The 20,791-nt window shown below is 66.8% G+C and carries 19 protein-coding genes; 10 read left to right on the forward strand and 9 right to left on the reverse strand.

Translation table 11 applies throughout. From position 1 onward, the window contains the following. Positions 1-11 precede the first annotated feature (11 nt). Positions 12-497: a MarR family winged helix-turn-helix transcriptional regulator gene (locus ACY48E_RS05915; protein ID WP_462871179.1), complete on the forward strand. Its 486-nt coding sequence runs from the start codon at positions 12-14 to the stop codon at positions 495-497. Positions 498-505: 8 nt separating this feature from the next. On the opposite strand, the gene ACY48E_RS05920 is transcribed toward ACY48E_RS05915, so the two are convergent. The 4 genes from ACY48E_RS05920 to ACY48E_RS05935 form a co-directional block, all read right to left on the reverse strand. Next, complete coding sequence (locus ACY48E_RS05920; protein ID WP_462871238.1) at positions 506-859, reverse strand: chorismate mutase; 354 nt, start codon at positions 857-859, stop codon at positions 506-508. Between the two features lie 70 nt (positions 860-929). Beyond that, entirely contained in the window at positions 930-1,955 is a 1,026-nt protein-coding gene (locus ACY48E_RS05925) for an adenylate/guanylate cyclase domain-containing protein (protein ID WP_462871180.1), read from the reverse strand. Next, positions 1,948-3,393 (reverse strand): HAD-IB family hydrolase, encoded by a 1,446-nt coding sequence (locus ACY48E_RS05930; RefSeq protein ID WP_462871181.1) that lies wholly within the window; start codon positions 3,391-3,393, stop codon positions 1,948-1,950. Before ACY48E_RS05930 ends, ACY48E_RS05925 begins: the two co-directional genes overlap by 8 nt. Next, positions 3,390-5,684 carry a glycerol-3-phosphate 1-O-acyltransferase gene (locus ACY48E_RS05935; RefSeq protein WP_462871182.1) on the reverse strand — a complete coding sequence of 765 codons (2,295 nt, stop codon included), beginning with the start codon at positions 5,682-5,684 and terminating at the stop codon, positions 3,390-3,392. The genes ACY48E_RS05930 and ACY48E_RS05935 overlap by 4 nt, the downstream gene beginning before the upstream one ends. Before the next feature lie 216 nt (positions 5,685-5,900). Here ACY48E_RS05935 and ACY48E_RS05940 point away from each other — a divergent pair, with 216 nt between their 5' ends. Both ACY48E_RS05940 and ACY48E_RS05945 read left to right on the forward strand, forming a co-directional pair. Beyond that, positions 5,901-6,596: a DUF6319 family protein gene (locus ACY48E_RS05940; protein ID WP_462871183.1), complete on the forward strand. Its 696-nt coding sequence runs from the start codon at positions 5,901-5,903 to the stop codon at positions 6,594-6,596. A gap of 126 nt (positions 6,597-6,722) precedes the next feature. After that, complete coding sequence (locus ACY48E_RS05945) at positions 6,723-7,370, forward strand: chymotrypsin family serine protease (RefSeq protein ID WP_462871239.1); 648 nt, start codon at positions 6,723-6,725, stop codon at positions 7,368-7,370. Between the two features lie 84 nt (positions 7,371-7,454). Here the strand turns inward: ACY48E_RS05945 and ACY48E_RS05950 are convergent, their stop codons facing one another. After that, a complete protein-coding gene (locus ACY48E_RS05950; protein WP_462871184.1) occupies positions 7,455-7,943 on the reverse strand; it encodes a DUF6764 family protein in 489 nt (162 codons plus the stop codon). A gap of 336 nt (positions 7,944-8,279) precedes the next feature. On the opposite strand from ACY48E_RS05950, the gene ACY48E_RS05955 reads away from it, so the two are divergent. Next, a complete protein-coding gene (locus ACY48E_RS05955) occupies positions 8,280-8,846 on the forward strand; it encodes a sigma-70 family RNA polymerase sigma factor (protein ID WP_462871185.1) in 567 nt (188 codons plus the stop codon). Here ACY48E_RS05955 and lppU read toward each other — a convergent pair. Then, positions 8,843-9,487: an LppU family putative lipoprotein gene (gene lppU, locus ACY48E_RS05960; RefSeq protein ID WP_462871240.1), complete on the reverse strand. Its 645-nt coding sequence runs from the start codon at positions 9,485-9,487 to the stop codon at positions 8,843-8,845. The two genes, ACY48E_RS05955 and lppU, sit on opposite strands and share 4 nt — an antisense overlap. A gap of 145 nt (positions 9,488-9,632) precedes the next feature. Here lppU and ACY48E_RS05965 point away from each other — a divergent pair, with 145 nt between their 5' ends. From ACY48E_RS05965 to ACY48E_RS05975, 3 genes are all read left to right on the forward strand, one after another. Next, a complete protein-coding gene (locus ACY48E_RS05965) occupies positions 9,633-10,676 on the forward strand; it encodes an ATP-dependent DNA ligase (RefSeq protein ID WP_462871186.1) in 1,044 nt (347 codons plus the stop codon). Next, complete coding sequence (locus ACY48E_RS05970; protein WP_462871241.1) at positions 10,673-11,692, forward strand: DNA polymerase domain-containing protein; 1,020 nt, start codon at positions 10,673-10,675, stop codon at positions 11,690-11,692. The genes ACY48E_RS05965 and ACY48E_RS05970 overlap by 4 nt, the downstream gene beginning before the upstream one ends. Positions 11,693-11,847: 155 nt before the next feature. Then, entirely contained in the window at positions 11,848-12,858 is a 1,011-nt protein-coding gene (locus ACY48E_RS05975; RefSeq protein ID WP_462871242.1) for a zinc-binding metallopeptidase family protein, read from the forward strand. 27 nt (positions 12,859-12,885) lie between these two features. Here ACY48E_RS05975 and ACY48E_RS05980 read toward each other — a convergent pair whose 3' ends face one another. Both ACY48E_RS05980 and ACY48E_RS05985 read right to left on the reverse strand, forming a co-directional pair. Beyond that, positions 12,886-14,205, reverse strand: coding sequence for an EAL domain-containing protein (locus ACY48E_RS05980; protein ID WP_462871187.1), 1,320 nt, complete (start codon positions 14,203-14,205; stop codon positions 12,886-12,888). 290 nt (positions 14,206-14,495) lie between these two features. After that, a complete protein-coding gene (locus tag ACY48E_RS05985) occupies positions 14,496-15,575 on the reverse strand; it encodes an ABC transporter ATP-binding protein (RefSeq protein ID WP_462871188.1) in 1,080 nt (359 codons plus the stop codon). Positions 15,576-15,945: 370 nt separating this feature from the next. Here ACY48E_RS05985 and ACY48E_RS05990 point away from each other — a divergent pair, with 370 nt between their 5' ends. The 3 genes from ACY48E_RS05990 (at position 15,946) to ACY48E_RS06000 (ending at position 19,365) form a co-directional block, all read left to right on the forward strand. Continuing rightward, positions 15,946-17,322 carry an ABC transporter substrate-binding protein gene (locus ACY48E_RS05990; protein WP_462871189.1) on the forward strand — a complete coding sequence of 459 codons (1,377 nt, stop codon included), beginning with the start codon at positions 15,946-15,948 and terminating at the stop codon, positions 17,320-17,322. A gap of 106 nt (positions 17,323-17,428) precedes the next feature. After that, a complete protein-coding gene (locus tag ACY48E_RS05995; RefSeq protein WP_462871190.1) occupies positions 17,429-18,391 on the forward strand; it encodes a carbohydrate ABC transporter permease in 963 nt (320 codons plus the stop codon). Then, positions 18,388-19,365: a carbohydrate ABC transporter permease gene (locus tag ACY48E_RS06000; RefSeq protein WP_462871191.1), complete on the forward strand. Its 978-nt coding sequence runs from the start codon at positions 18,388-18,390 to the stop codon at positions 19,363-19,365. Before ACY48E_RS05995 ends, ACY48E_RS06000 begins: the two co-directional genes overlap by 4 nt. Before the next feature lie 36 nt (positions 19,366-19,401). Here ACY48E_RS06000 and ACY48E_RS06005 read toward each other — a convergent pair whose 3' ends face one another. Further along, positions 19,402-20,769, reverse strand: a complete 1,368-nt coding sequence (locus ACY48E_RS06005; RefSeq protein ID WP_462871192.1) for a GH1 family beta-glucosidase — start codon at positions 20,767-20,769, stop codon at positions 19,402-19,404. Between the last annotated feature and the right edge of the window lie 22 nt (positions 20,770-20,791).

The raw sequence follows: 20,791 nt of genomic DNA on the forward strand, positions 1-20,791 counted from the left end.
GGCTGAGGGGCGTGGAAGATCGAGCGACGTTGGAAACGCACGTGTCGAACGACGTCCGCGCTCTGTCCGCGGCGTCGGATCGCATCGCGCGGGCGTTCGCGCAGCAGCACGACCTCGGCCCCAACGATTTCCGCGCGCTCGTTCACATCATGGTCAGCGACGTCGCCGGTCGCCCCACCACTCCCGGCGAGTTGGCACAGATCCTGGGTCTGTCGTCGGCGGCCATGACGTATCTGGTCGAGCGCATGATCGCCGCCGGTCATATTCGGCGTGAAGCCGATCCCGACGACCGCCGACGGGTGATGCTCCGCTACGCCGATTCCGGGATGGAGGTTGCGCGCGGATTCTTCATCCCACTCGGGGCGCACACGCGTGAGGCGATGGCCGATCTCCCGGATTCGGATCTCGCAGCGGCGCACCGGGTGTTCGGGGCAATGATCGAGGCCATGGGGATCTACAGCGATCGTCTGGCCGAGCAGCGCCGCGCCGTTCCCTAGGGTTCGGGTCAGCCGGCCATCTTGTGACGACCCAGGCGCAGAAGCAGCATGGCCAGGGTGTGACCGTCGGAGCCCAGTTCGGTGAAGTGGTGCAGTACGTCCATTTCGCGGCTGTGCGTGAAGCGCGGTGCGCCGGATGCCTCGCGAGCTCGGCCGATGCGGGCGGACAGTTCGGCGCGGCGACGAACGGCGTCGAGGATCTCGCCGTCGAGGGCGTCGATGCTCTTCTCGAGTGCGTCGATCTCGGTGGTCTCGGCGGTCCTGGTGGGCTCGGCGGTCCTGGTGGACTCGGTGGTCCTGGTGGTCTCGGCAGCGGGCACTGCACGCAGGGTCGAGCGGACAGGTGCGGAACGATGCGACATCAGGCTCATGACTACTCCTCGGTTCACCAGGAGTGTCGTTACTGGGGCTCGCTACGTTACTGACCGGTCTCTATTCGTCGTCGGCCTCCCCGGTTCCATCCGCGCCGGCTCGGGGTCGTCGCAGGACGAACGCCTTGAGGCGCTTGTAGCCGCGTACGCGGAGGGGACGAATGAACTTGAGCCGGAACTCCTCGGATTCCTTCAGCGCGTCGGCCATGGTGTCGTCGACCAGCACGGTGTCGGCCAACGCGGCGGTGGTCAGGCGCGCCGCAATGTTGACGACCGAGCCGTACAGATCACCGAACCGGGCCAGCGCCGGACCGACAGCCACCCCGATTCGCAGAGCCGGTAGCCGCTCGTGTTCGGAGAACGCCTCCTGGAGAGCCAGTGCGATGCGGGCACCCTCGATCGCGGACGGAGCCTCGAACATCACCTCGTCGCCGACCGTCTTGACCACCGATCCGTGCCCCTGGGCGATGATCTCGGTGGCGATCGCCTCGAACTCCTCGATGAGCGCGGTCAACTCTGCGAGCGAGAGGTTGCGGGTGATGGTGGTGTAGCCGACCATGTCGGCGAATCCGATCACCACCTCGCGCGCACTGTCGGATTCCACGGGGACCGAGCGACCGGCGACGGCGGCGAGGTGTCGACGCCAGGCGTAGTTCTGCAGTCCCTCCAGTACCGGCACCATCTCGCCGGCCAGGTTTCGGGCGTCCTGCCGAATCCCGTCGATGTCCACCGGGTCCCCGGCGCCCTCGGCCGCGTGCACCTTGTCGGCGATGTAGCCGTTGACCACGCCCACCTGCCACTCGGCGATACGCGACATCGTCTGTCCCAACGTGCGGGCGATCGCCACTTCCATGGCCTCGTCGATCACACCCGCCTCGGTGAGGCCGATGATGGTGGTCAGCGCCTCGACGTCGGCGTCGGTGAACATCACGGCATCGCCCTCGGGGTCGGCCGAGAACCCCATGGCTATCCACAGTTTCAGCCCGCGTCCGGCCTCGATACCCATCTTCTCGGCCACCTGTGCGCGCGTGTATCTGGCCGGTCCGCCGAGCAGCTGCTGTTCGAAGGAGAAGGGCGTCTCAGGCATCGCCCCTACTCTCGTTGCCGAGGACCGAGTCGAACACCGCTCGCACGTCGGCGATGTGGGCATCGAGGTCGTCCCGGTTCCACTCCGATGTCGGAATCGGCTGCGCCACCGTCACCTTCACCACGCCGGGGTGGGCTGTGAAGGACGACTTCCACATCACCTCACCGGAGTTGTGGATCACCACGGGTACGACGGGAACACCGGCCTCCATCGCGAGGTGGAACGCCCCCTTCTTGAACGTGCCCAGTCGACGCGTCGGCATGCGGGTGCCCTCGGGGGCGATGGCCACCGAGGTTCCCGAGTGCAGCTTGTCGATGGCCGGTTGCAGTGCGGCCCGAGCCGCAGCCGAGTTGGCGCGATCGACGTACGCGACGTCGAAGAGTCGACCGAGGATCACGAAACGCGGATCACGGGAGAGTTCCTTCTTGACCACCGCCGTCACGTCGTCGCGGATCACCGCGGCGATGACGATCGCGTCGAGTGAACTCTGATGGTTGAAAAGGAACACCGCGGGCCGCCGTGCCCACACGTTCTCCTGCCCGTGCACCTCGAGTTTGACCCCCGAGAGGGCAAGGGCCAGTTGAGATCCCATAGCGCTGGTGAGGTTCGCCCCGGCTCGGCGATCCGAGGTCAGGAGCGAGACCCCGGTACCGACCGTCGCGCTGGCGAGCACCGCGCCGACTGCCGCGGCGCTGCGCACGAACGACAGCGGATCCGTGCCTCGCGCGGGCTTGCGCAGATACACCATGGGCCAGCCGTTACCGGCAGCGGCCGCTGCGAGTTCGCGGTCGGGGTTGAGTGCGGTGGGAATGCCCACCGCGTCGAGCATCGGGGTGTCCTCGCCGCCGTTGGAGTAGCCGAAGCACTGGTCGAGATCGAGCCCCTCCGTGGCTGCGTAGTCCTCGATGGCCGCGGCTTTGCGCGGACCCCACAGAGGCGGGCCGTCCAGTTCCCCGGTCAGGACACCGTTGTCGTCCACGGTGGGAACGGTGGCGAGCAGCGCGTCGAAGTCGAGGTCCTCGCACACCGGCCGCGCCTGGTAGGGGGTCGCCGAGGTGGCCATGACCACCCGGTGCCCGGCGTCGCGGTGCGCCCGAACGATCTCTCGAATCTGCGGGTAAATGCGGGAGGCGATCTCGGAGCGGAAGATTCGGTACCCGTCGGCCATCACCTCCTCGTGGCTGCGGCCCGCGAGCCCACGAATGGTGGAGCTCATCAGCGAGTCGACCGTCGTACCGCGCAGCTGCATCTCCACCGCCGCGCCGACCACGGCCACCAATTCGGTGGTGCCGAGATCGCGGCGCCGCAGGCGATCGAAGAAGATGGACACCCCGGAGAACCCGTCGATGATGGTGCCGTCGAAGTCGAAGAAGGCCGTGACCTCGGGACCTCGTGGTGCGGTTCTGATCCGTCGCAGAAGCAGCTGCAACGAACTCATTCGATCCCCCTCGCTGTGTGTGCAGTGGCTTCCACGTTGTTGAGCGCGACGTGGGCCATCACGCGGATCTTGCGCGAGATGCGGCCCCACGAGGCGATCTCCGCGGCGAAGTCCCGGCGACGCGCGGTGAGGTTCTCGGCCTTCGGGTCGAGAAGATTGCGGTTGTCCGCCAACTGTATTGCGGTGTCGAACAGTTCGTTGGATATCGCGTCGCTGTGCTGGAGCTGTTGGCGCAGTCGGCGAGCGCGGGCGGCCCCGAGGCATCCCTCGATGAACCGTGGCTTCTCGAACTCGGCCCCGGGCGGGAGCATCAGCAGTTGGTCGGCGACCACCTGGTAGGCCTCGAAGATCGGTTGCAGCACACGGTGTGCGAGGTGCAGAGGCTGAGCGGTGAGCGTGGCCAGCGCGTAGTCGGGATCGGCGATCGCCTCACGCCAGTTCGGGTCGATGAGTGCGACCTCGGCCTCGAGTCGCTCGGCGAACTCGCGCTTGTCGCCGAAGAAGAACTCGAACTTGAGCAGGTCCCGCAGCGCAAGCGCCGACTCCCAGAGTCGTTCGGCCGCATCGGCGGTGGGCAGGATGTCGCAGTCGCCGCGCTCCTCGCAGTCCTGACTCGAGAGCACCACCAACTCGCCGATCGCCCGCATGACGAAGAAGTGCACCGCGTTGTTCCGGAAGAAGGCGGCAACCAGGTGCTTGTCCTGCGCGAGGTAGTAGACCGGTTCGGGGCCGTCGTCGAATCGCTTGACCACACCCGTGGCCACCTGCGCCCGGACCGCCGACCGCAGCGTCTCCACGTTGTGCAGATCCACACCCGCCGCGACCGGAAGATCGCGTGTGCGAACGTACTTGGCGAGCGGGGCGATGATCGACCACATTTCCGCCAGGTTCAGCGCGCGATCCTCGATACCGAGCATGGCCATCGCGACGAGGGCCGCGGGGGTGACGGGGGTGGACTCGTTTATCGCATGCGAGACCGCCAGCGCGGCCTTCTGTACCGCCACACGTTTGTCGCTGTGCTGATCGAGGAAGCCACGCACCGACATCGGGGTGCCGAACGTGAGGTAGACGTTGCCGCGCAGTTTGCCCTGCGCGCGTACGTAGCCGATGGCCATCCGAATGCCCTCGGCCTCCTTGGTGGCACCGTGGGACTCCCGGGCCATCGAGGTGACCTCGTGCAACCTGTCGTACGTGATGGACGTGGGCACCAGGAACACGTCGGAGGCGTTGCTGTGCTCGAGGGCGTCGAACAGGTAGGTCAGCAGCCCGAAGCGCGGCGGCCGCAGTTTGCCGGTGCGGGTGCGCCCGCCCTCGATGTACCACTCGAGGTTGAACTTCTTGCCGAGCAGGAAACTCATGTACTGCCGCAGGGTCCACTTGTAGACGTCGTCGGAGAACTTGCGCTGGATGAGAACCACGCCACTGCGTTTGGCGATGGGACCGAGCGGCCAGAATCCGACGTTGATCCCGCCCATGACATGGTTCATCGGGAACCCGTGCTCGAGCAGGGCGGGCCGTAGCACCAGCGGATCCAGATAGGACCGGTGGTTGGGCAGGAACACCAGCGGATACGACTTGTTGAGTGCGCGCACACCCGCGAGAGCCTCGGTGTCCACCTGGACCCGGTAGGCGCGCGAGAAGTACGCACCGAGTCGACCCCACAGATTCACCGCGTGGGGGTCCTCGGTGGCAACCATCTCGTCGAGGATCGCGCGCACCCGTCGGTCGACCTCGTCGGCTGTGCTGCCGGTGGATTCGGCGAGCTTCTCGAGGTCGGATCGGAAGGACGGACGCTCGGTGAGCTCCTCCACCACGAACCGGGGCATCTTGTATTCCTGGCCGATGATCTCGCGCTCGGCGCGGTCCAGGGTGAGCGTGGCCTGACGTGCGACGTACCGGGCGAACGACGGGGTTCCCGACGCTGCGAAACGCACACGCAGATCCCGGAGCGTCGCTGGTTCGCCGACCACCACCTGGGGTCGAGCGGGAGCCGACCTCCGGCGAAGCCGTCCGATGGTGTGCGCGGCCTTCTTGCGAACCCCGCGACTACGTTGCATCTCGCGCGCCACACGCAGCGGCACGATCAGCGGGTCCGCGCCGCTGCCGTGATCGTCGAGGCTCTCGAGCGCCGAGGGGCGCAGCGCGATGGCCAGGCTGTGGCGACCGGCCCGACCGCCGTGGGCCCGCACCCACTCGTCGAGCACGGCCGCGTCCTGATCCGACGAGGCATCGAGGAGGTAGACCTTCTCGGCTCGTCCGGCCCCGACTCGACGCGAATCCACCTCAGACATTTGGCGCAACTCACTTCCTGCACGACATGTGCGTCGAACGCTACGCGGACGGACCTCCCCACGTGGGCGGTTCGTCCGGCCGAAGCCCCGACACCCGCACCCACGCGGTCCTGTCGAGCGAACGGCCGGTGGCGCTACCGAGTTCCGTCGCACATTCGTGCGAAGGTAGTGCCGTCATCGACGGCTCGACCGTCCGAGGCGCTGAAAGGAACACCCATGACCGACACCCCCAGACGCCGCTCGCGCTCCACGACCGACGCGCTCACCTCGGCGGACCTCGACGCTCTCGCGTCGGCGCTTGCAGACGGTCGTCGCGCGACGGTGTATCTGCGCGAACCGATGCCCTCCCTCGGTCTTGCCGCCGGTGTCTCCGCGCGCGTGATCTCGATCGACGGCACCACGCTCGTGGTCCGTCCGAAGGGGGTCGACGACCAATTGCCCTTCGAGGCGGACGAACTTCGAGCCACCCGTCCGCGACCGGCCCCCGAAGCGACACCGGCACCGGCCCGAGCCGCACCTGCCCGGCCGGCCGCTCCCCAACCTCCCGCCGTCCAACCTTCGCCAGCTCAGAGCGCTGCTGCCCGGCCCGCGCCCGCCCGACCGGCCCCGGCGCCGCGGACCCCGAGACGACCGAAGTCGGCGAGCCCGTCGGTGACGGTGAGCGTGAGCGGCGGCGAGAGCAGCGGTTGGACGGTGACCGTGAGCGTGGGATCAAAACGTGTGGGCAAGTCCGTCGAGACCACTCCGGATCGGGTGGCACGGGCGATGCGCGAACTGGGCGACGACGCCGCCATCGCCGCGGTGGACGAGGTGATCGAGTCCGCGCGAGCCGACGCGCAGCGGCGGATCGAGGAACTGGCAGCCGAACTCGAGCGCGCACGGGAGAAACTGGCCGAATTGGAAGGGCGTTGACCTGGGTTTATTCAGGCTGTTCCGGCCTCGAGCTCATAGCGGCGGACCGAGTGACCTGAATCGCGTTGTTACAGTTGGTCGACTTTCGGGAGGACTGACGCAGTGAAGAGAACTGTTTTCGTGACCATGGCCGTCGTGGCGGCGCTGCTGGGAATGGGTGCGGGAACGGCGTCTGCAGCGGCCCCGGCCGCACTCGGAGGCGGCTCCGGCATCGTGGTGGCGGACTCCACCGGAAAGGCGAAGTTCGACTGCTCCCTCACCACCATCGGCTTCGACTCCGCGGGCCGGCTGGTCGGTCTCACCGCAGGTCACTGCGGTGTGCCGGGTGATCTGATCGGCGCGGAGACCCGCCCGGACGTCGGCGTCGTGGGCACCATCGTCGCCTCCAAGGCGGACCTGGACTACGCCGTGATCGTGTTCGACGCGGCCCGCGTGGTGCCGATCAACAGCGTGGGGGGTCTGACCATCACGGGAGTGGGCGCCCCGTTGTCCTTCCCCGGAGTGATGTGCAAGGGCGGCCGAACCACCGGCACCACGTGCGGGGTGACCTACGGTCAGTTCTTCCCCAACAACAAGACGTATACGCAGATCTGCGTCGTTCAGGGGGACTCGGGTGGTCCCGTGGTGGCCGGTTCCACGCTGGTGGGCATGGTCAACGCGTACCTGGGTCCGTTCGCGTGCCTCGGGCCGGAGGTGACCACCAACATCGGTGCGATCTTCGACGACATCAACCGCAGTGGGGGTCCGGGAGCGGGTTTCGCGCCCATTCGGTGACAGACGCGAGGCAAAGACTTCGGGCCCGGCCTTCCTGACGAGGATGGCCGGGCCCGAAGTCTTTGTGTCAGCTCGGGGTTCGTGTCAGCTCAAGCGCAGGCAGTACGCGCCGGTAACGAGGTTGCCGGCGAAGCCGATGCCGTTGCACACCGCGCCCTTGGTGGAGTCGATCGACACCGTGGCGCCGGGGGCGGCGATGGCGATGGACAGGCCGGGGACGGTGCTGCTGGCGGAAGCGTTCGCGCCGGGGCCGAGGGCGATGGCGGCCGGGGCGGCTCCACCGGTGCCGTTCGAGGTGGCGATGCTGCCGATCTGCGCGATCGCCAGAGCGAGGGCGTTGACGCCGGCCGTCGCGTTCGCGTTGCCGCCGAGGCCGTACGCCGCTGCCGCGCCGGTGGGCCCGCCGGTGCTCTGGCAGGTCGATCCCGGCGCGGTGACGGAAACCGGGGGTGCCCCGAACGGCGTCTGACATACCGCACCCTCGGCGGATGCCGTGCCGGGAACGACTACTGCCAGGGCAGCGGCTGCTCCGGCAATGCCGAGCCCGCCGATGATCTTCGTGGAAATGGACATGTGAACACCTTTCGAGAGTGACGCTCATGGAGCGGGCACGGCCGATCGTCCGGCCTGGCCTCTGTCCCGAGGGTTGTCCCGATCCGACACGAACAACGTGCGACCGCGTCACGATCAAAGCTCGAAATGATTACGGACCGATAAACTGTTGCTAGAGCAAACGGATCCGAGTTCTGTTATTGTTCCGTTATGTCTTGGTGATCTGATCGCTACCATCGCTAGGCCGGATCGAATACTCGCAGTGGCACGGTTGACCTCACGGCGCAGTTATGTACCGAACGTCAACAGAGGGCACGTGACATGAAATCTTCGATCACACAACCCGATTCGGCTGCAATGCTGAACTCGACTCGGACCCCGGACCTGGCCGACCTCCTGGAGGCGACCGGACGGGGCGACCGCGCCGCGTTCGCGGCGCTCTACGACGCCACGTCGTCTCGCGTATTCGGCGCTGTGCTGCGAGTGCTGCGCGACCGAGGCTTCAGCGAGGAGTGCGTGCAGGACGTATACCTCGAGGTGTGGCAGAAGGCGCCCACGTTCTCGCGAGCGTCGGGATCGCCGGCCGCCTGGCTCATCACCATGGCTCACCGCCGCGCCATCGACCGCGTGCGATCCGAGCAGTCGCGGTCCGACCGCGAGTCCAAGTACGCCATGCTCGAGGATGCACTCGGGTCCCCTGCCGACGTCGCAGCCGGCTTCGCCGACAAGCGCCCCGTGAGGACCGCTCTCAGCGGACTTCCGCTCCGCCAGCGCGAGTGCCTGTTCATGACCTACTTCGAAGGACTGACCTACGCCGAGGCGGCCAATCGAGTGGGGATACCCGTATCGACGATGAAGTCCAGGATTCGCAGCGCGCTGGCCAACCTCCGTGCGGATCCGACGATCGGATGCCTGGCGGATTAGCCGCCGGTGCCCAGGTCGTCGACGCACACCACGAACCGGCGGTCGTCGTAGACGTACCCGGTGGTGGTGAGGGTGCACGAGTCCACACTGTCGGCGTTCGAGACGATCTCCCGCACCTTGACGCCCTTGGTCATCGTGGCCGCGCAATCCTTGCGCTGCGGATCATCGCCACCGAGATCGAAACAGTCGTTGATTCGCCAGTCGATGTCCAGGCACAGTGCGCCCTGCTCGACCCCTCGGAGGGTTTCGTAGTAGGTCTGATCGGCGTCCGAGGGGCACTGGTCGCGAGTGGGTTCCTTGCCCACCACCACGTAGTTCGCGGACGGCGACCCGCACTGCGCGTTGTCGATGGTGGCATCGTCGACCGTTCCGCCGAGCTTGACGCACTGGCCGATCTCGACCGAGATGTCGACGTTGCCGCCCTCGTCCCCGCCGGCGCGCGGCTTGGTCGGGGGAGCGGCCTCGGTGCTCGGAGTCGACTCGGTGGTCCGGTCGGGTGCCGGTGTAGCCCGCGTGGCCGGGACCGTCCCGTCGGAGGACGAGATCGCCGTGCCCTCCACCGTGGACGAGCAGGCCGACAGAGCCAGCACGCCTGCAGCAACCAGGACGAATCCGTTGAACGCCCGCGAACCCATCGCCATCGTTGTCCCTTTGCTGTCGTTGTCCACGGAAATTATGGGGCAAGAACCTCGTCGGTGTGAAGTGTTCGTCGTTGCTTCGCGTTCCGAGGACTTTGCGACCCGGCACTCGCACCCGGGCGTCCACCCTGCATGCGAGTATCGAACCATGGATCTCCCCGTCGGGCCCCCGCTCGCTCCGATGCTCGCTGTGGCCTCGAAGGGCATCCCCACTCAGCCCGACGACGGCGCTCCCGTGTGGTCCTACGAACCGAAATGGGACGGCTTTCGCACCGTCATCTTTCGGGACGGCGACAGCATCGTTCTCGGCTCGCGCGGGCAGAAGGACCTCGCGCGGTACTTCCCCGAGCTGGTCGAGGCAGTGCGCTCGGAACTGCCGGAGCGGTGCGTGGTGGACGGTGAGACCATCGTCGCCATCGAACGCGACGGTTCCACGCGCTTGGACTGGGACGCGCTCTCAGAGCGCATCCACCCCGCCGAGAGCCGCGTGCGCATGCTCGCCGAGCGGACTCCGGCCGCGTTCGTCGGCTTCGATCTGCTGGCGATCGGGGACGACGATCTGACCGCCCACCCCTTCTCCGAGCGTAGACGCCGGTTGACCGGGATCACCGACGTCGGCGGTTCGTGTCACGTCACGCGCACCACCGACGACGCGGCCGTCGCGGCCCAGTGGTTCGAGACGTTCGAAGGAGCCGGTCTGGACGGGGTGATGGCCAAGCGGCTGGATTCGCCGTACCTGCCGGGCAAGCGGGAGATGGTCAAGGTCAAGCATGCCCGCACGGCCGACGCGGTGGTGATCGGCTATCGAATCCACAAGTCCGGCAGTGGAATCGGGTCGATGCTGCTGGGGCTGTACGACGGCGACCAGCTCCGGATGATCGGAGGCGCGTCGGCGTTCACCGCAGCCAAGCGCCTCGAACACCTCACCCGACTCGAGCCCTACCGCGTGGGCGAGGACACCGTGGCCGACGGTGAGCAGAGTCGGTGGCGCAACGGAATCGACCGAACCTGGATCCCCGTGCGACCCGAACTCGTCGTCGAGGTTGCCTACGATCAGATGGAGAAGGCCCGTCTGCGCCACGCGGCGAGGTTTCTGCGCTGGAGACCGGATCGGGAACCTCTGTCCTGCACATACTCTCAGATGGACACCCCCGGTCGGTACGATCTGGCCGACGTTCTCGAGACGCTCTGATGGCCGCCGCACGGGAGCTCGACGTCGACGGTGTCGCGGTGCGACTGTCGAGTCCGGACAAGATCTACTTCCCCGCGCTCGGAGTCGACGGCGGCACCAAGGCGCACCTCGTGGAGTACTACCGCACGGTGGCGCTCGGCAGGTCACTGCTGACCGCACTCGCCGACCGCCCCACCTATCTGCAGCGGTTCCCCGAGGGAATCGAGGGCGAGGAGATCTACCAGAAGCGTATTCCTGCAAAGCATCCCGAGCACGTCGCCACCACCACGGTCACCTTCCCGTCGGGTCGTACGGCCGACGCGCTGCACGTACGTAGCGCCGCCGACGTCGTCTGGGCCGCCAACCTCGGCTGCATCACCTTCCATCCGCTGCCCCGACGCGTGGCGAGCGGGGACAACCCCGACGAACTACGCATCGACCTCGACCCTCAACCGGGCACCGATTTCGCCGACGCAGCCGCCCTGGCCCTCGACACCGTGGTCCCGGTGCTGGCCGACCTCGGAATGCGTGGCCACCCCAAGACTTCCGGCGGGCGTGGGCTGCACATCTACGTGCGAATCGAGCCGCGGTGGACCGCTACACAGGTGCGTCGGGCCGCCATCGCGATCGCCCGCGACGTCGCCGCGCGCAACCCCGACCGGGCGACTACCAACTGGTGGAAGGAGGAGCGCGGCGAGCGTGTGTTCATCGACTACAACCAGAACGCCCTCGACCGCACCATCGCGTCGGCGTACTCGGTGCGACGGACCCCGTCGGCCACGGTGTCCACCCCGTTGACCTGGGACGAGCTGCCCTCCGTCACCCCCGAGCAGTTCACCATCGCAACCGTTCCCGAGCGTCTGCGGACAGTGGGTGATCCCATGGCCTCCCTGGACGAGACCGCCTACTCCCTGACGCCCGCCCTCGCCCTCGCTGACGAACAGAACCTCGGCGACCTGCCCTACCCACCCAACTACCCCAAGATGCCCGGCGAGCCGCCGCGGGTCCAGCCCAGCCGCGCCCGCAGGCCGTCGTGAACCAGCCGACCAGGTCTGTACCCCGTCCGGTCTGTACCCCGTCCGGTCTGTACCCAATGTGACATTTGGTCACCAGGGATGACCAAATGTCACATTGGGTACATTCGGGCGGGGGTTCGGCGCCCGGGTTGGGGCGGAGGAGAGGTGGTGTGGCGGTGCGGGACTTCCTGTGTCGACAGTGCGGGCAGCAGTTGTCGTTCGAGAACTCGGTGTGTCTGCAGTGCAACAGTTCGCTGGGGTTCCATCTGCCGTCGCGGTCGATGAGGGTGCTCGATGCCTCGTCCACCGTCCAGATCAACGGTTCGACGTGGGCCATCTGTGCGAATCTCGATGTTGCCCAGTGCAATTGGCTGGTCAATACGTCCGATGGTGACCGGTTGTGTCGATCGTGCGAACTGACCAGGGTGCGGCCCGCCGACTCCGACGCGTCCGCGATGGCCGAGTACGCCGTGGCCGAGGCGGCCAAGCGCCGGTTGGTGCTCGAGCTGGACGAGTTGCGGCTGCCGATCACCAGTCGTGAGCAGGATTCGGTGTCGGGGCTGACGTTCGATCTGCTTTCGAGTGCGCAGCGTCAGGTGATGACCGGTCACGACAACGGCCTGATCACCCTCGACCTCGCCGAGAGCGACGATCTTCATCGCGAGCAGCTTCGCCGGGCAATGCGCGAGCCCTATCGGACGCTGGTCGGGCATTTCCGTCACGAGGTCGGCCACTACTACCAGATGGTGCTCATCGGGACAGGTCCTCTTCGCGCGGAGTTCGAGGAACTGTTCGGCGACCCGGATCAGGATTACCAGGCCAGCCTGGACCGGCACTATCAGCAGGGCGCGCCGGACGGTTGGGAGAGCACCTTCGTCTCGTCGTACGCAACGATGCACCCGGCCGAGGACTGGGCGGAGACGTTCGCGCACTACCTCCACATTCGCGACACCATGGACACGGCCGCGGCGTTCTCGATGGCGCCGGCCGGGTCCACCGTCGACAGCGTGCTTCCCGGTGATGCGGGCTTCACCCACCTCATCGGGTGGTGGTTGCCGCTGACGTGGGCCCTCAACCAGATCAACCGATCGATGGGCCACGCGGATCTGTATCCGTTCGTGCTGCACGATCGCGTGCTCGACAAGATGCGCTTCGTCCACCAGGTGGTGACCGACCTGCAGGACTGACGCCGCAGATCGGTCACCGGGAGTGGTTCAGGCCCCGGTTCGCTCGGGGGGCAGACGCGAGAGCAGCGACCGTGCGCATTCGATGGCCAGCCGGGGATCGTGCGAGAGCACGTAGTCGAATCGTCGCTCCATGTCGGGCCCGGTGTCGCCGACGTCTCGTGCGGCGAGTACTGCCGCGAAGTGCGGCGACAGCACCACCACATCCCACTCGGCGCGCACCGGATCGCTGTGGTCGAGACCGCTCCCGCGCACACGGGGCGCCGGCTCGGTGCCCATCCCGTCGGCGAGCGCACCGACCAGTGCGGCTCCCGACGCCAGCATTTCCCACCGGCGCGCCGTCATGGCCGTGAAGTGCTGAACGTCCTGGAAGGTCCCGATCATCACGGCGGTCTGGTGGGAGTCGGTGGCCATGCTCTCGAGGCTCTTGCTGATCTCGATGAGCAGCCGCTTGCGTGACTGGCGCACGTCGCGTCCGGCGGAGGCGAGTTGGAAGGGCGACGAGACCGGGATGACGCCGCGGTCTCGCGAGGCCCGGAACTCGAGAGGAGAACCTGTCGGCCGGGTCTCGTCACCGAGGTGATCGATCGATCCGAACAGCTCGCCCTGACCGACGCGCGCGCCCATCCCGCGGGCGACGGCGCGAAGTTCCTCGGTGTCGACACCCTCGGCCATGACGATCGCCCCTGTCCGCTCCACCTGTGCGGCAACAGCATTGACCACGCGGGCGGCGAGTCGACCGGGTCGGCGGGTGAGCAGGGTGCGATCGAGCTTGATGACGTCGGGCTCGAGCAGAGGAAGCAGTGTCAAGGATTCCGGTCGCACGCCGACATGATCGACGGCGATGGCCCACCCGAGGCGCCGCACCTCGGCGACGACGTTCATCAGGTGAGCCGGACGCCGGATCAGCGCCGTCTCGTCGAACTGCAACACCGCCCCGCGGTTGTCGTGATCGGCGAGAGCGGGCAAGGAGATGATCGAATCCGGATCCACGGTGATGAACAGTGGAAGCTCGCGTGGCAGACCGACTTCCGCGGCCGCGGCCAGGGCACCGCGCCAGCGCTCCGAGTCGAGATCGGCGGTCATGTCCATCGACCGCGCCGCCGAGGCGAGCACGGTCGGCTCGGCGAAGGACGTGCCCTCGGGCCCGCGCACGACGGAGTCGAACCCGACCACTGCATCGGTGTCGAGATCGACGATGCGGGCGAAGGTGGTGCGCAGGCTGTCCGGACCGAGGAGATCGGCGAGGCCGTCGCCCTCGTGGTGCCCGAAGATGTCGGCAGTGGACGCGTCGATATCGCTCGGGCGGACCGGCCACGCGTGAGCTGCGTGTTCCGGGGACTCTTTCACGTGACACCTCCTGTCGAGGATCGGCTGAACGTCAGGCCCGATCCACGCGCGCAGGACACCTCTGATGAGTGCTGCGCGATGCACCGACGACCGCCGCGTGCTTGACAGAAGTCCTTACCGAAAGATCATGACACGGAAGTAGTGAAGATTCCATGTCCGTCGACGAATCGGGTACCCGGTCGATCAGCGATCCTCGAGGCGAGTGCGTGCAGTCGCTTCGCGCCACCGAGGTCGGCTGTGTTCGCCCCGCTCGGGCGACCGGAGGTGGTCGCCCGAGCAGGGTGGACGAGTCAGTCCGAGAGCCGCAGGCCGGTCTCGGTGTCGAAGACGTGGACGTTCTGGGGATCGGTGGTCACGTGGAGCACGTCCCCCTTGCGTACCGAGTCACGCGTGTTGACCCGCACCACCACGTTGGACGGCGTTCCCTCGACATCGCATGTGCCGTAGACGAATCCGTCGGCACCGAGTTCCTCGACGACAGTGACCGAGATCGGCAGTCCCTGGCCGGGCGGGACCGCACGCCAGGCCTCCGGGCGCACACCGATGGTGATGCGCCCGGTGGACGGGCGGGTGCGCGCGAGGTCGACCGGCACGTGGTACCCGCCGACGCGCGGGAGGCCGTCGACGATCTCCGCCTGCAGCAGGTTCATCTGCGGTGAGCCGATGAAGCCGGCGACGAAGACGTTGGCGGGCTTGTCGTAGAGGCGAAGTGGCGTATCGACCTGCTGGAGTTCGCCGAGCTTCATCACCGCGACGCGGTCGCCCATGGTCATGGCCTCCACCTGGTCGTGGGTGACGTAGACGGTGGTGATGCCGAGATCGGATTGGATCTTGGCGATGTCGGTGCGAGTTTGTACGCGCATCTTGGCGTCGAGGTTGCTCAGAGGCTCGTCCATGCAGAACACCTGCGGTTCGCGCACGATCGCACGGCCCATGGCCACGCGCTGGCGTTGACCACCGGAGAGGGCCTTGGGCTTGCGTTCGAGGAACTCGGTGAGTCCGAGGATCTTGGCGGCGCGTCCGACTCGCTCGGTTCGTTCGGCCGTGGGCACCTTGGCGATCTTGAGCGCGAAACCCATGTTCTCGGCGACACTCATGTGCGGGTACAGCGCGTAGTTCTGGAACACCATCGCGATGTCGCGATCCCGCGGGGGAAGCGTGGTGATATCGCGGTCGCCGAGGAAGATGTGCCCGCTGTTGACCTCCTCGAGACCGGCGAGCATCCGGAGGGTCGTCGACTTACCGCAGCCCGACGGCCCGACCAGGACCATGAATTCGCCGTCGTGCACCTCGAGATCGATACCGGGGACGGCGGGGGTGTCGGCTCCGGGGTACCACCGCTGAGCCTTCTGGAACGAAATGTTGACCATGATTCTCCTTCACCGGCAGGAACGTGCCGACGATCCGTGTGTGAATGGACTGGAAACGAGTGAGGGGAAGCCGCCGAGAACCGTTGGGTCCAGCCACATCGACGGATATTCGTGAGGGTTCACATGATTGAATTCCCCTCCACTGGGAACCCTAGGCTCGCCGCTGCGAACTCGTCAACGGTCCCGGAACCTGAACCGGTTTCACCGGAGCCCGACCGAGGCGCTCGCCCGAAGTCGGCGGAATCCATCGAGGCGCTCTCGCCGACTTGACGGAGTCCTCTGTGAACGACTTTCCTGTGACCGGGCCCACGATGAGTCGGCCGCGAGTACCGTCACCGCGGTACGGCAGAAAATTTAGAGAGGATCGTGCATGACCATGCTCACGTCCCGCCGAGTCGCTGCGGTAGTCGCCGTAGCGGGTCTGACCCTGGCGGGCTGTTCCAGTAGCAACGACGACGCTGCTGCCACCGGTCCCGCACCGGGCGCCGGCAAGGCCGAGTGCGCCGCCCTCGCGCAGTACGGCAACCTCAGCGGTAAGTCCGTCAGCGTCTACACCTCCATCGTCTCCCCCGAGGACGCCTCGCAGAAGGACTCGTACAAGCTGTTCGAGAACTGCACCGGCGCCAAGATCAACTACGAGGGCTCCCAGGAGTTCGAGGCACAGCTCCAGGTTCGTGCCCAGGCCGGCAACCTCCCCGACATCGCGTACATCCCGCAGCCCGGTCTGCTCAAGACCCTCGTCCAGGGTGGGTACGTCAAGGAAGCGCCCGCGTCGACCACCGCGAACGTCGACAAGTTCTTCAGCACCGACTGGAAGTCCTACGGCACCGTCGACGGCAAGTTCTACGCCGCTCCGCTCGGCGCGAACGTCAAGTCCTTCGTCTGGTACTCCCCGTCGGAGTTCGCCGCCAAGGGTTGGGCCGTGCCCAAGACCTGGGACGAGATGGTCGCCCTGAGCAACACCATCGAAGCGTCCGGCGAGAAGCCCTGGTGCGCGGGAATCGAATCCGGTGAGTCCACCGGCTGGCCGCTCACGGACTGGCTCGAGGACACGGTCCTGCGCGACGCCGGCCCGGACGTCTACAACCAGTGGGTCGCCCACACGATCAAGTTCGACGACCCGCAGATCGCCGAGGCCCTCAACCGCGTCGGCGCGATCCTCAAGGACTCGAAGTACGTCAACGGTGGACTCGGTGACGTCAAGTCCATCGCCACCACCTCGTTCCAGGAAGCCGGTCTGCCGATCCTGAAGAACGAGTGCGCGATGCACCGCCAGGCGTCCTTCTACGCCGCCCAGTGGGGCAAGAAGGCCGACGGCACACCGGTGAAGGTCGGACCGGACGGCGACGTCTACGCCTTCTACCTGCCCACCACCAACGACAAGTTCGGCCAGCCGGTGCTCGGCGGTGGCGAGTTCGTCGCCGCGTTCTCCGACCGTCCCGAGGTTGCGGCGTTCCAGACCTACCTGTCCTCGGACGTGTGGGCCAACGAGAAAGCCAAGGCCACTCCGGACGGCGGCTGGGTCAGTGCCAACAAGGGCCTGAACGTGGCCAACCTGGCGAGCCCCATCGACAAGCTCTCGGCCGAGACGCTGCAGAGCCCGAACGCCGTGTTCCGTTTCGACGGCTCGGATCAGATGCCCAGTGCTGTTGGCGCTGGTACGTTCTGGAGCGAGATGACGAACTGGATCTCCGGTGAGTCCACGGCCGACGCACTCAAGAAGATCGACGAGTCCTGGCCCTCCTGATCGACATCTCCACCCGCGCGTTGCGTGCCGGTCGGGCCCTCGTGGCCCGGCTGGCACGCCCGCCGATCATCCCCCCACTGTCGTCACGGACGCTGACAGGTAACTCATGACCACCACCGACAAACTCGTCCAGATGAGCATCGCCGTCGCTCTGTTCTTCGGCGTCGTCGCCGCAATTCTGCTGATCACGCAGAGGATGCGGTCGCGAACCGGCGAGCGCGTGCAAACGGTGGCGTTCCTGGCGCCCAGCCTCATCCTGATCGGCATCGGGTTGCTCTACCCGGCCATCAAGACGATCTACCTCTCGTTCATGGGTCGCTCGGGTGGGAACTTCGTCGGTCTCGACAACTACATCACCATCTTCACCAACCCCGACCAGCTCGAGATGCTCCGCAACACCTTCCTGTGGGTGGTGCTGGTGCCACTGGTCGCGACATCGGTCGGCCTGATCTACGCAGTTCTGGTGGACCGCACGCGATTCGAGCGATTCGCCAAGACGCTGATCTTCCTCCCGATGGCCATTTCCCTGGTGGGTGCGTCGATCATCTGGAAATTCGTCTACGCCTACCGCGACAAGGACCAGGAGCAGATCGGTGTCCTGAACGGCCTGCTCAAGGCCATCGGCATCGACACCTATCGGTTCACGTTCGAGCAACCGTGGAACACCCTGTTCCTCATCGTGATCATGATCTGGGTCCAGGCCGGCTTCGCGATGACCATCCTGTCGGCGTCCATCAAGGCCATCCCGGAGGACGTGGTGGAGGCGGCACGTCTGGACGGGGTGAACGGGTTGCAGCAGTTCCGCTACATCACCGTGCCGAGTATCCGCCCCGCGCTCATCGTGGTGCTCACGACCATCAGCATCAGCACACTCAAGGTGTTCGACATCGTGCGCAGTACCACCGGTGGCCAGTTCGGCACTCGTGTGCTGGCGTTCGAGTTCTACGTACAGTCCTTCCGCTCCAACGACATTGGACTCGGCGCCGCGCTGGCCGTCCTGATCTTCGTGTTGGTGAGCCCGATCGTGATCTACAACATTCGCCAGATGCGCCGCCTGGAGGCACGATGAGCACCAGCACCCCCGCCGTCAGCCCGCTCGCCGAGCTGCCCGAGCCCGAGGGCGCAGCCGGATCGGGCAAGCCACCCGGACCCACCACGGCGAAGGTTGCCAAGGACGGGCTCAGCTCACGCTGGGCGTCGTTCGCCGCCATTCTCATCGCCGTTCTGTGGACCCTTCCGACGGCGGGTCTGCTGATCACCAGCTTCCGCCCCGAGGCAGACATCAAGGAGAACGGGTGGTGGAACGTCTTCACCAACCCGAGCTTCTCGCTCGAGAACTACCGCACGGTCTTCACCGATCCGGACGCGGACATCGGGCAGTATCTGATCAACACCGTCGTGATCACCGTTCCGTCGGTGGTCATCCCGATCACCCTCGCGGTGCTCGCGGCGTACGCGTTCGCGTGGATCGACTTCCGCGGCAGGAACGTTCTGTTCATCGCGGTCTTCGCACTGCAGATCGTGCCCATTCAGGTCACCATGATCCCGCTGCTGCGGCTGTACGTGAACCCGCCGTTCGGGCTGCCGGCGCTCGCCGGTCGTGACGCGATCGGTGGCGGCTTCTACACGGTGTGGCTCTCGCACACCATCTTCGCGCTCCCCCTCGCGATCTTCCTCCTGCACAACTTCATGCGGGAGATCCCGGGCGAGCTGGTGGAGTCGGCGCGTGTCGACGGCGCCGGGCACGTGCAGATCTTCACGCGAATCATGCTCCCGCTCATGACGCCCGCCATCGCCGCGTTCGGCATCTTCCAGTTCCTCTGGGTGTGGAACGACCTGCTCGTGGCCCTGGTGTTCGCCGGTGGTCGCGCCGATGTCTCACCTCTGACCTACTGGCTGGGCTCGCTGGCCGGCCAACGCGGAGAGGACTGGTACCTGCTGTCCGCGGGTGCCTTCGTGTCGCTGATCGTGCCGTTGATCGTGTTCCTGAGCTTGCAGCGGTTCTTCGTCCGCGGTCTGCTGGCGGGCAGCGTCAAGGGTTAGCGGTCGGCGCCAGGGCCGGGCGTCCGGCGTAGAGGGCTAGAGGGTGCTCGACCCGGCCTCGCGTGCCCGCGCGGCCACCCAGTGGTAGGACGCCTTGGGAGTGCGCGGCAGGTCCGGGTGCGAGCGGTCGACGGCCACCAGACCGAACTTCTTGGTGTAGCCCTCGGCCCACTCGAAGTTGTCCATGAGCGTCCAGACGAAGTAGCCGCGCACGTCGGCGCCCGCCTCGATGGCCCGGTGCGTCGCGGCGAGATGATCGCGTATGTACTCGATCCGATCCGTGTCGTCGATGGTCCCGTCGTCTCCGACCACCGCGTCGGCACAGGCGGCGCCGTTCTCGGTGACCACGAGCGGCAGACCCGTGCGGCGATGGGTGTCCACGAGAAGGTCCTCGAGGCCGGTCGCGTCGATCTCCCACCCGATGTCCGTGCGCGGTTCGCGCACAACGAGATCGAGGTCGCCGACACCCGGGTATGCGTCGGCCTCGGTGTGCCGGGTGTGGCCGGCGGGCAGGGCCGGGCGGACAGGGGTGTAGTAGTTCACGCCCAGCCAGTCGGCGGAACCGCGAATCAGGTCCAGATCACCGTCACGGACCACCGACGGATCGGCGAGAACAGGCGCGATGTCGAGTAGGACGTCGTCGTAGGCGCCGTCGGTCAACGGACCGAGCCATATCCGATTGCGCACGGCGTCGACACGGTCGGCCAATTCTCCCGCATTCGGGCCCTCGGGTCGGACGGGGACGAGGTTGCACACCATGCCCAACCCGTCGATGTCACCGAGGGCCTGGCGGAGCAGTCCGTGACCGAGGTTCAGGTGGTGGGCGGTGCGATGAGCGTCGCCACCTTCGCGTCGACCCGGCGCGTGAACACCCGCGGCGTACCCCAGGTACGCCGCGACCCACGGCTCGTTGTGCGAGGCCCACAGCGCGACGCGGTCGCCGAGCCGGGCGTGGACGAGTGCGCCGTACTCGGCGAAGGCCTCCGCGGTCTCGCGCACCATCCATCCGCCGCGATCCTCGAGGGTCTGCGGCAGATCCCAGTGATACAGCGTCGCAGCCGGATTGATCCCGCGGGCGAGGAGGCCGTCGACGAGGCGCTCGTAGTAGTCCAGGCCTGCGGTGAGCGCCGGACCGGTGCCGGTGGGCTGCACGCGCGGCCACGCGATCGAGAACCGGTACCACTGCACGCCGAGCCCGGCGACCAGCTCGAGGTCCTCGTCGAGCCGCTGGTAGGACTCGCACGCGCGGGTCCCGTCGCTGCCGTCGCGGATTGCTCCGGGGACGCGGCAGAAGGTGTCCCAGATCGACTCGCCCTTGCCGTCGGCGGTGCTGGAACCCTCGATCTGGAAGGAGGCTGAGGCGGTACCGAGCGCAAGGCGACCGGGCGGGAGACTGTGCGGCATGGTCACGATCGTAGTGCGCGCG

This window comes from Rhodococcus sp. AZ1, from assembly GCF_054979605.1.

Excerpts from the sequence above, each read along its gene's own strand:
- ACY48E_RS05920 (WP_462871238.1), bottom strand. The coding sequence starts at position 859 with ATGTCGCATCGTTCCGCACCTGTCCGCTCGACCCTGCGTGCAGTGCCC.
- ACY48E_RS05925 (WP_462871180.1), bottom strand. The coding sequence starts at position 1,955 with ATGCCTGAGACGCCCTTCTCCTTCGAACAGCAGCTGCTCGGCGGACCG.
- ACY48E_RS05930 (WP_462871181.1), bottom strand. The coding sequence starts at position 3,393 with ATGAGTTCGTTGCAGCTGCTTCTGCGACGGATCAGAACCGCACCACGA.
- ACY48E_RS05935 (WP_462871182.1), bottom strand. The coding sequence starts at position 5,684 with ATGTCTGAGGTGGATTCGCGTCGAGTCGGGGCCGGACGAGCCGAGAAG.
- ACY48E_RS05940 (WP_462871183.1), top strand. The coding sequence starts at position 5,901 with ATGACCGACACCCCCAGACGCCGCTCGCGCTCCACGACCGACGCGCTC.
- ACY48E_RS05945 (WP_462871239.1), top strand. The coding sequence starts at position 6,723 with ATGGCCGTCGTGGCGGCGCTGCTGGGAATGGGTGCGGGAACGGCGTCT.
- ACY48E_RS05950 (WP_462871184.1), bottom strand. The coding sequence starts at position 7,943 with ATGTCCATTTCCACGAAGATCATCGGCGGGCTCGGCATTGCCGGAGCA.
- ACY48E_RS05955 (WP_462871185.1), top strand. The coding sequence starts at position 8,280 with ATGCTGAACTCGACTCGGACCCCGGACCTGGCCGACCTCCTGGAGGCG.
- lppU (WP_462871240.1), bottom strand. The coding sequence starts at position 9,487 with ATGGCGATGGGTTCGCGGGCGTTCAACGGATTCGTCCTGGTTGCTGCA.
- ACY48E_RS05965 (WP_462871186.1), top strand. The coding sequence starts at position 9,633 with ATGGATCTCCCCGTCGGGCCCCCGCTCGCTCCGATGCTCGCTGTGGCC.
- ACY48E_RS05985 (WP_462871188.1), bottom strand. The coding sequence starts at position 15,575 with ATGGTCAACATTTCGTTCCAGAAGGCTCAGCGGTGGTACCCCGGAGCC.
- ACY48E_RS05990 (WP_462871189.1), top strand. The coding sequence starts at position 15,946 with ATGACCATGCTCACGTCCCGCCGAGTCGCTGCGGTAGTCGCCGTAGCG.
- ACY48E_RS05995 (WP_462871190.1), top strand. The coding sequence starts at position 17,429 with ATGACCACCACCGACAAACTCGTCCAGATGAGCATCGCCGTCGCTCTG.
- ACY48E_RS06000 (WP_462871191.1), top strand. The coding sequence starts at position 18,388 with ATGAGCACCAGCACCCCCGCCGTCAGCCCGCTCGCCGAGCTGCCCGAG.
- ACY48E_RS06005 (WP_462871192.1), bottom strand. The coding sequence starts at position 20,769 with ATGCCGCACAGTCTCCCGCCCGGTCGCCTTGCGCTCGGTACCGCCTCA.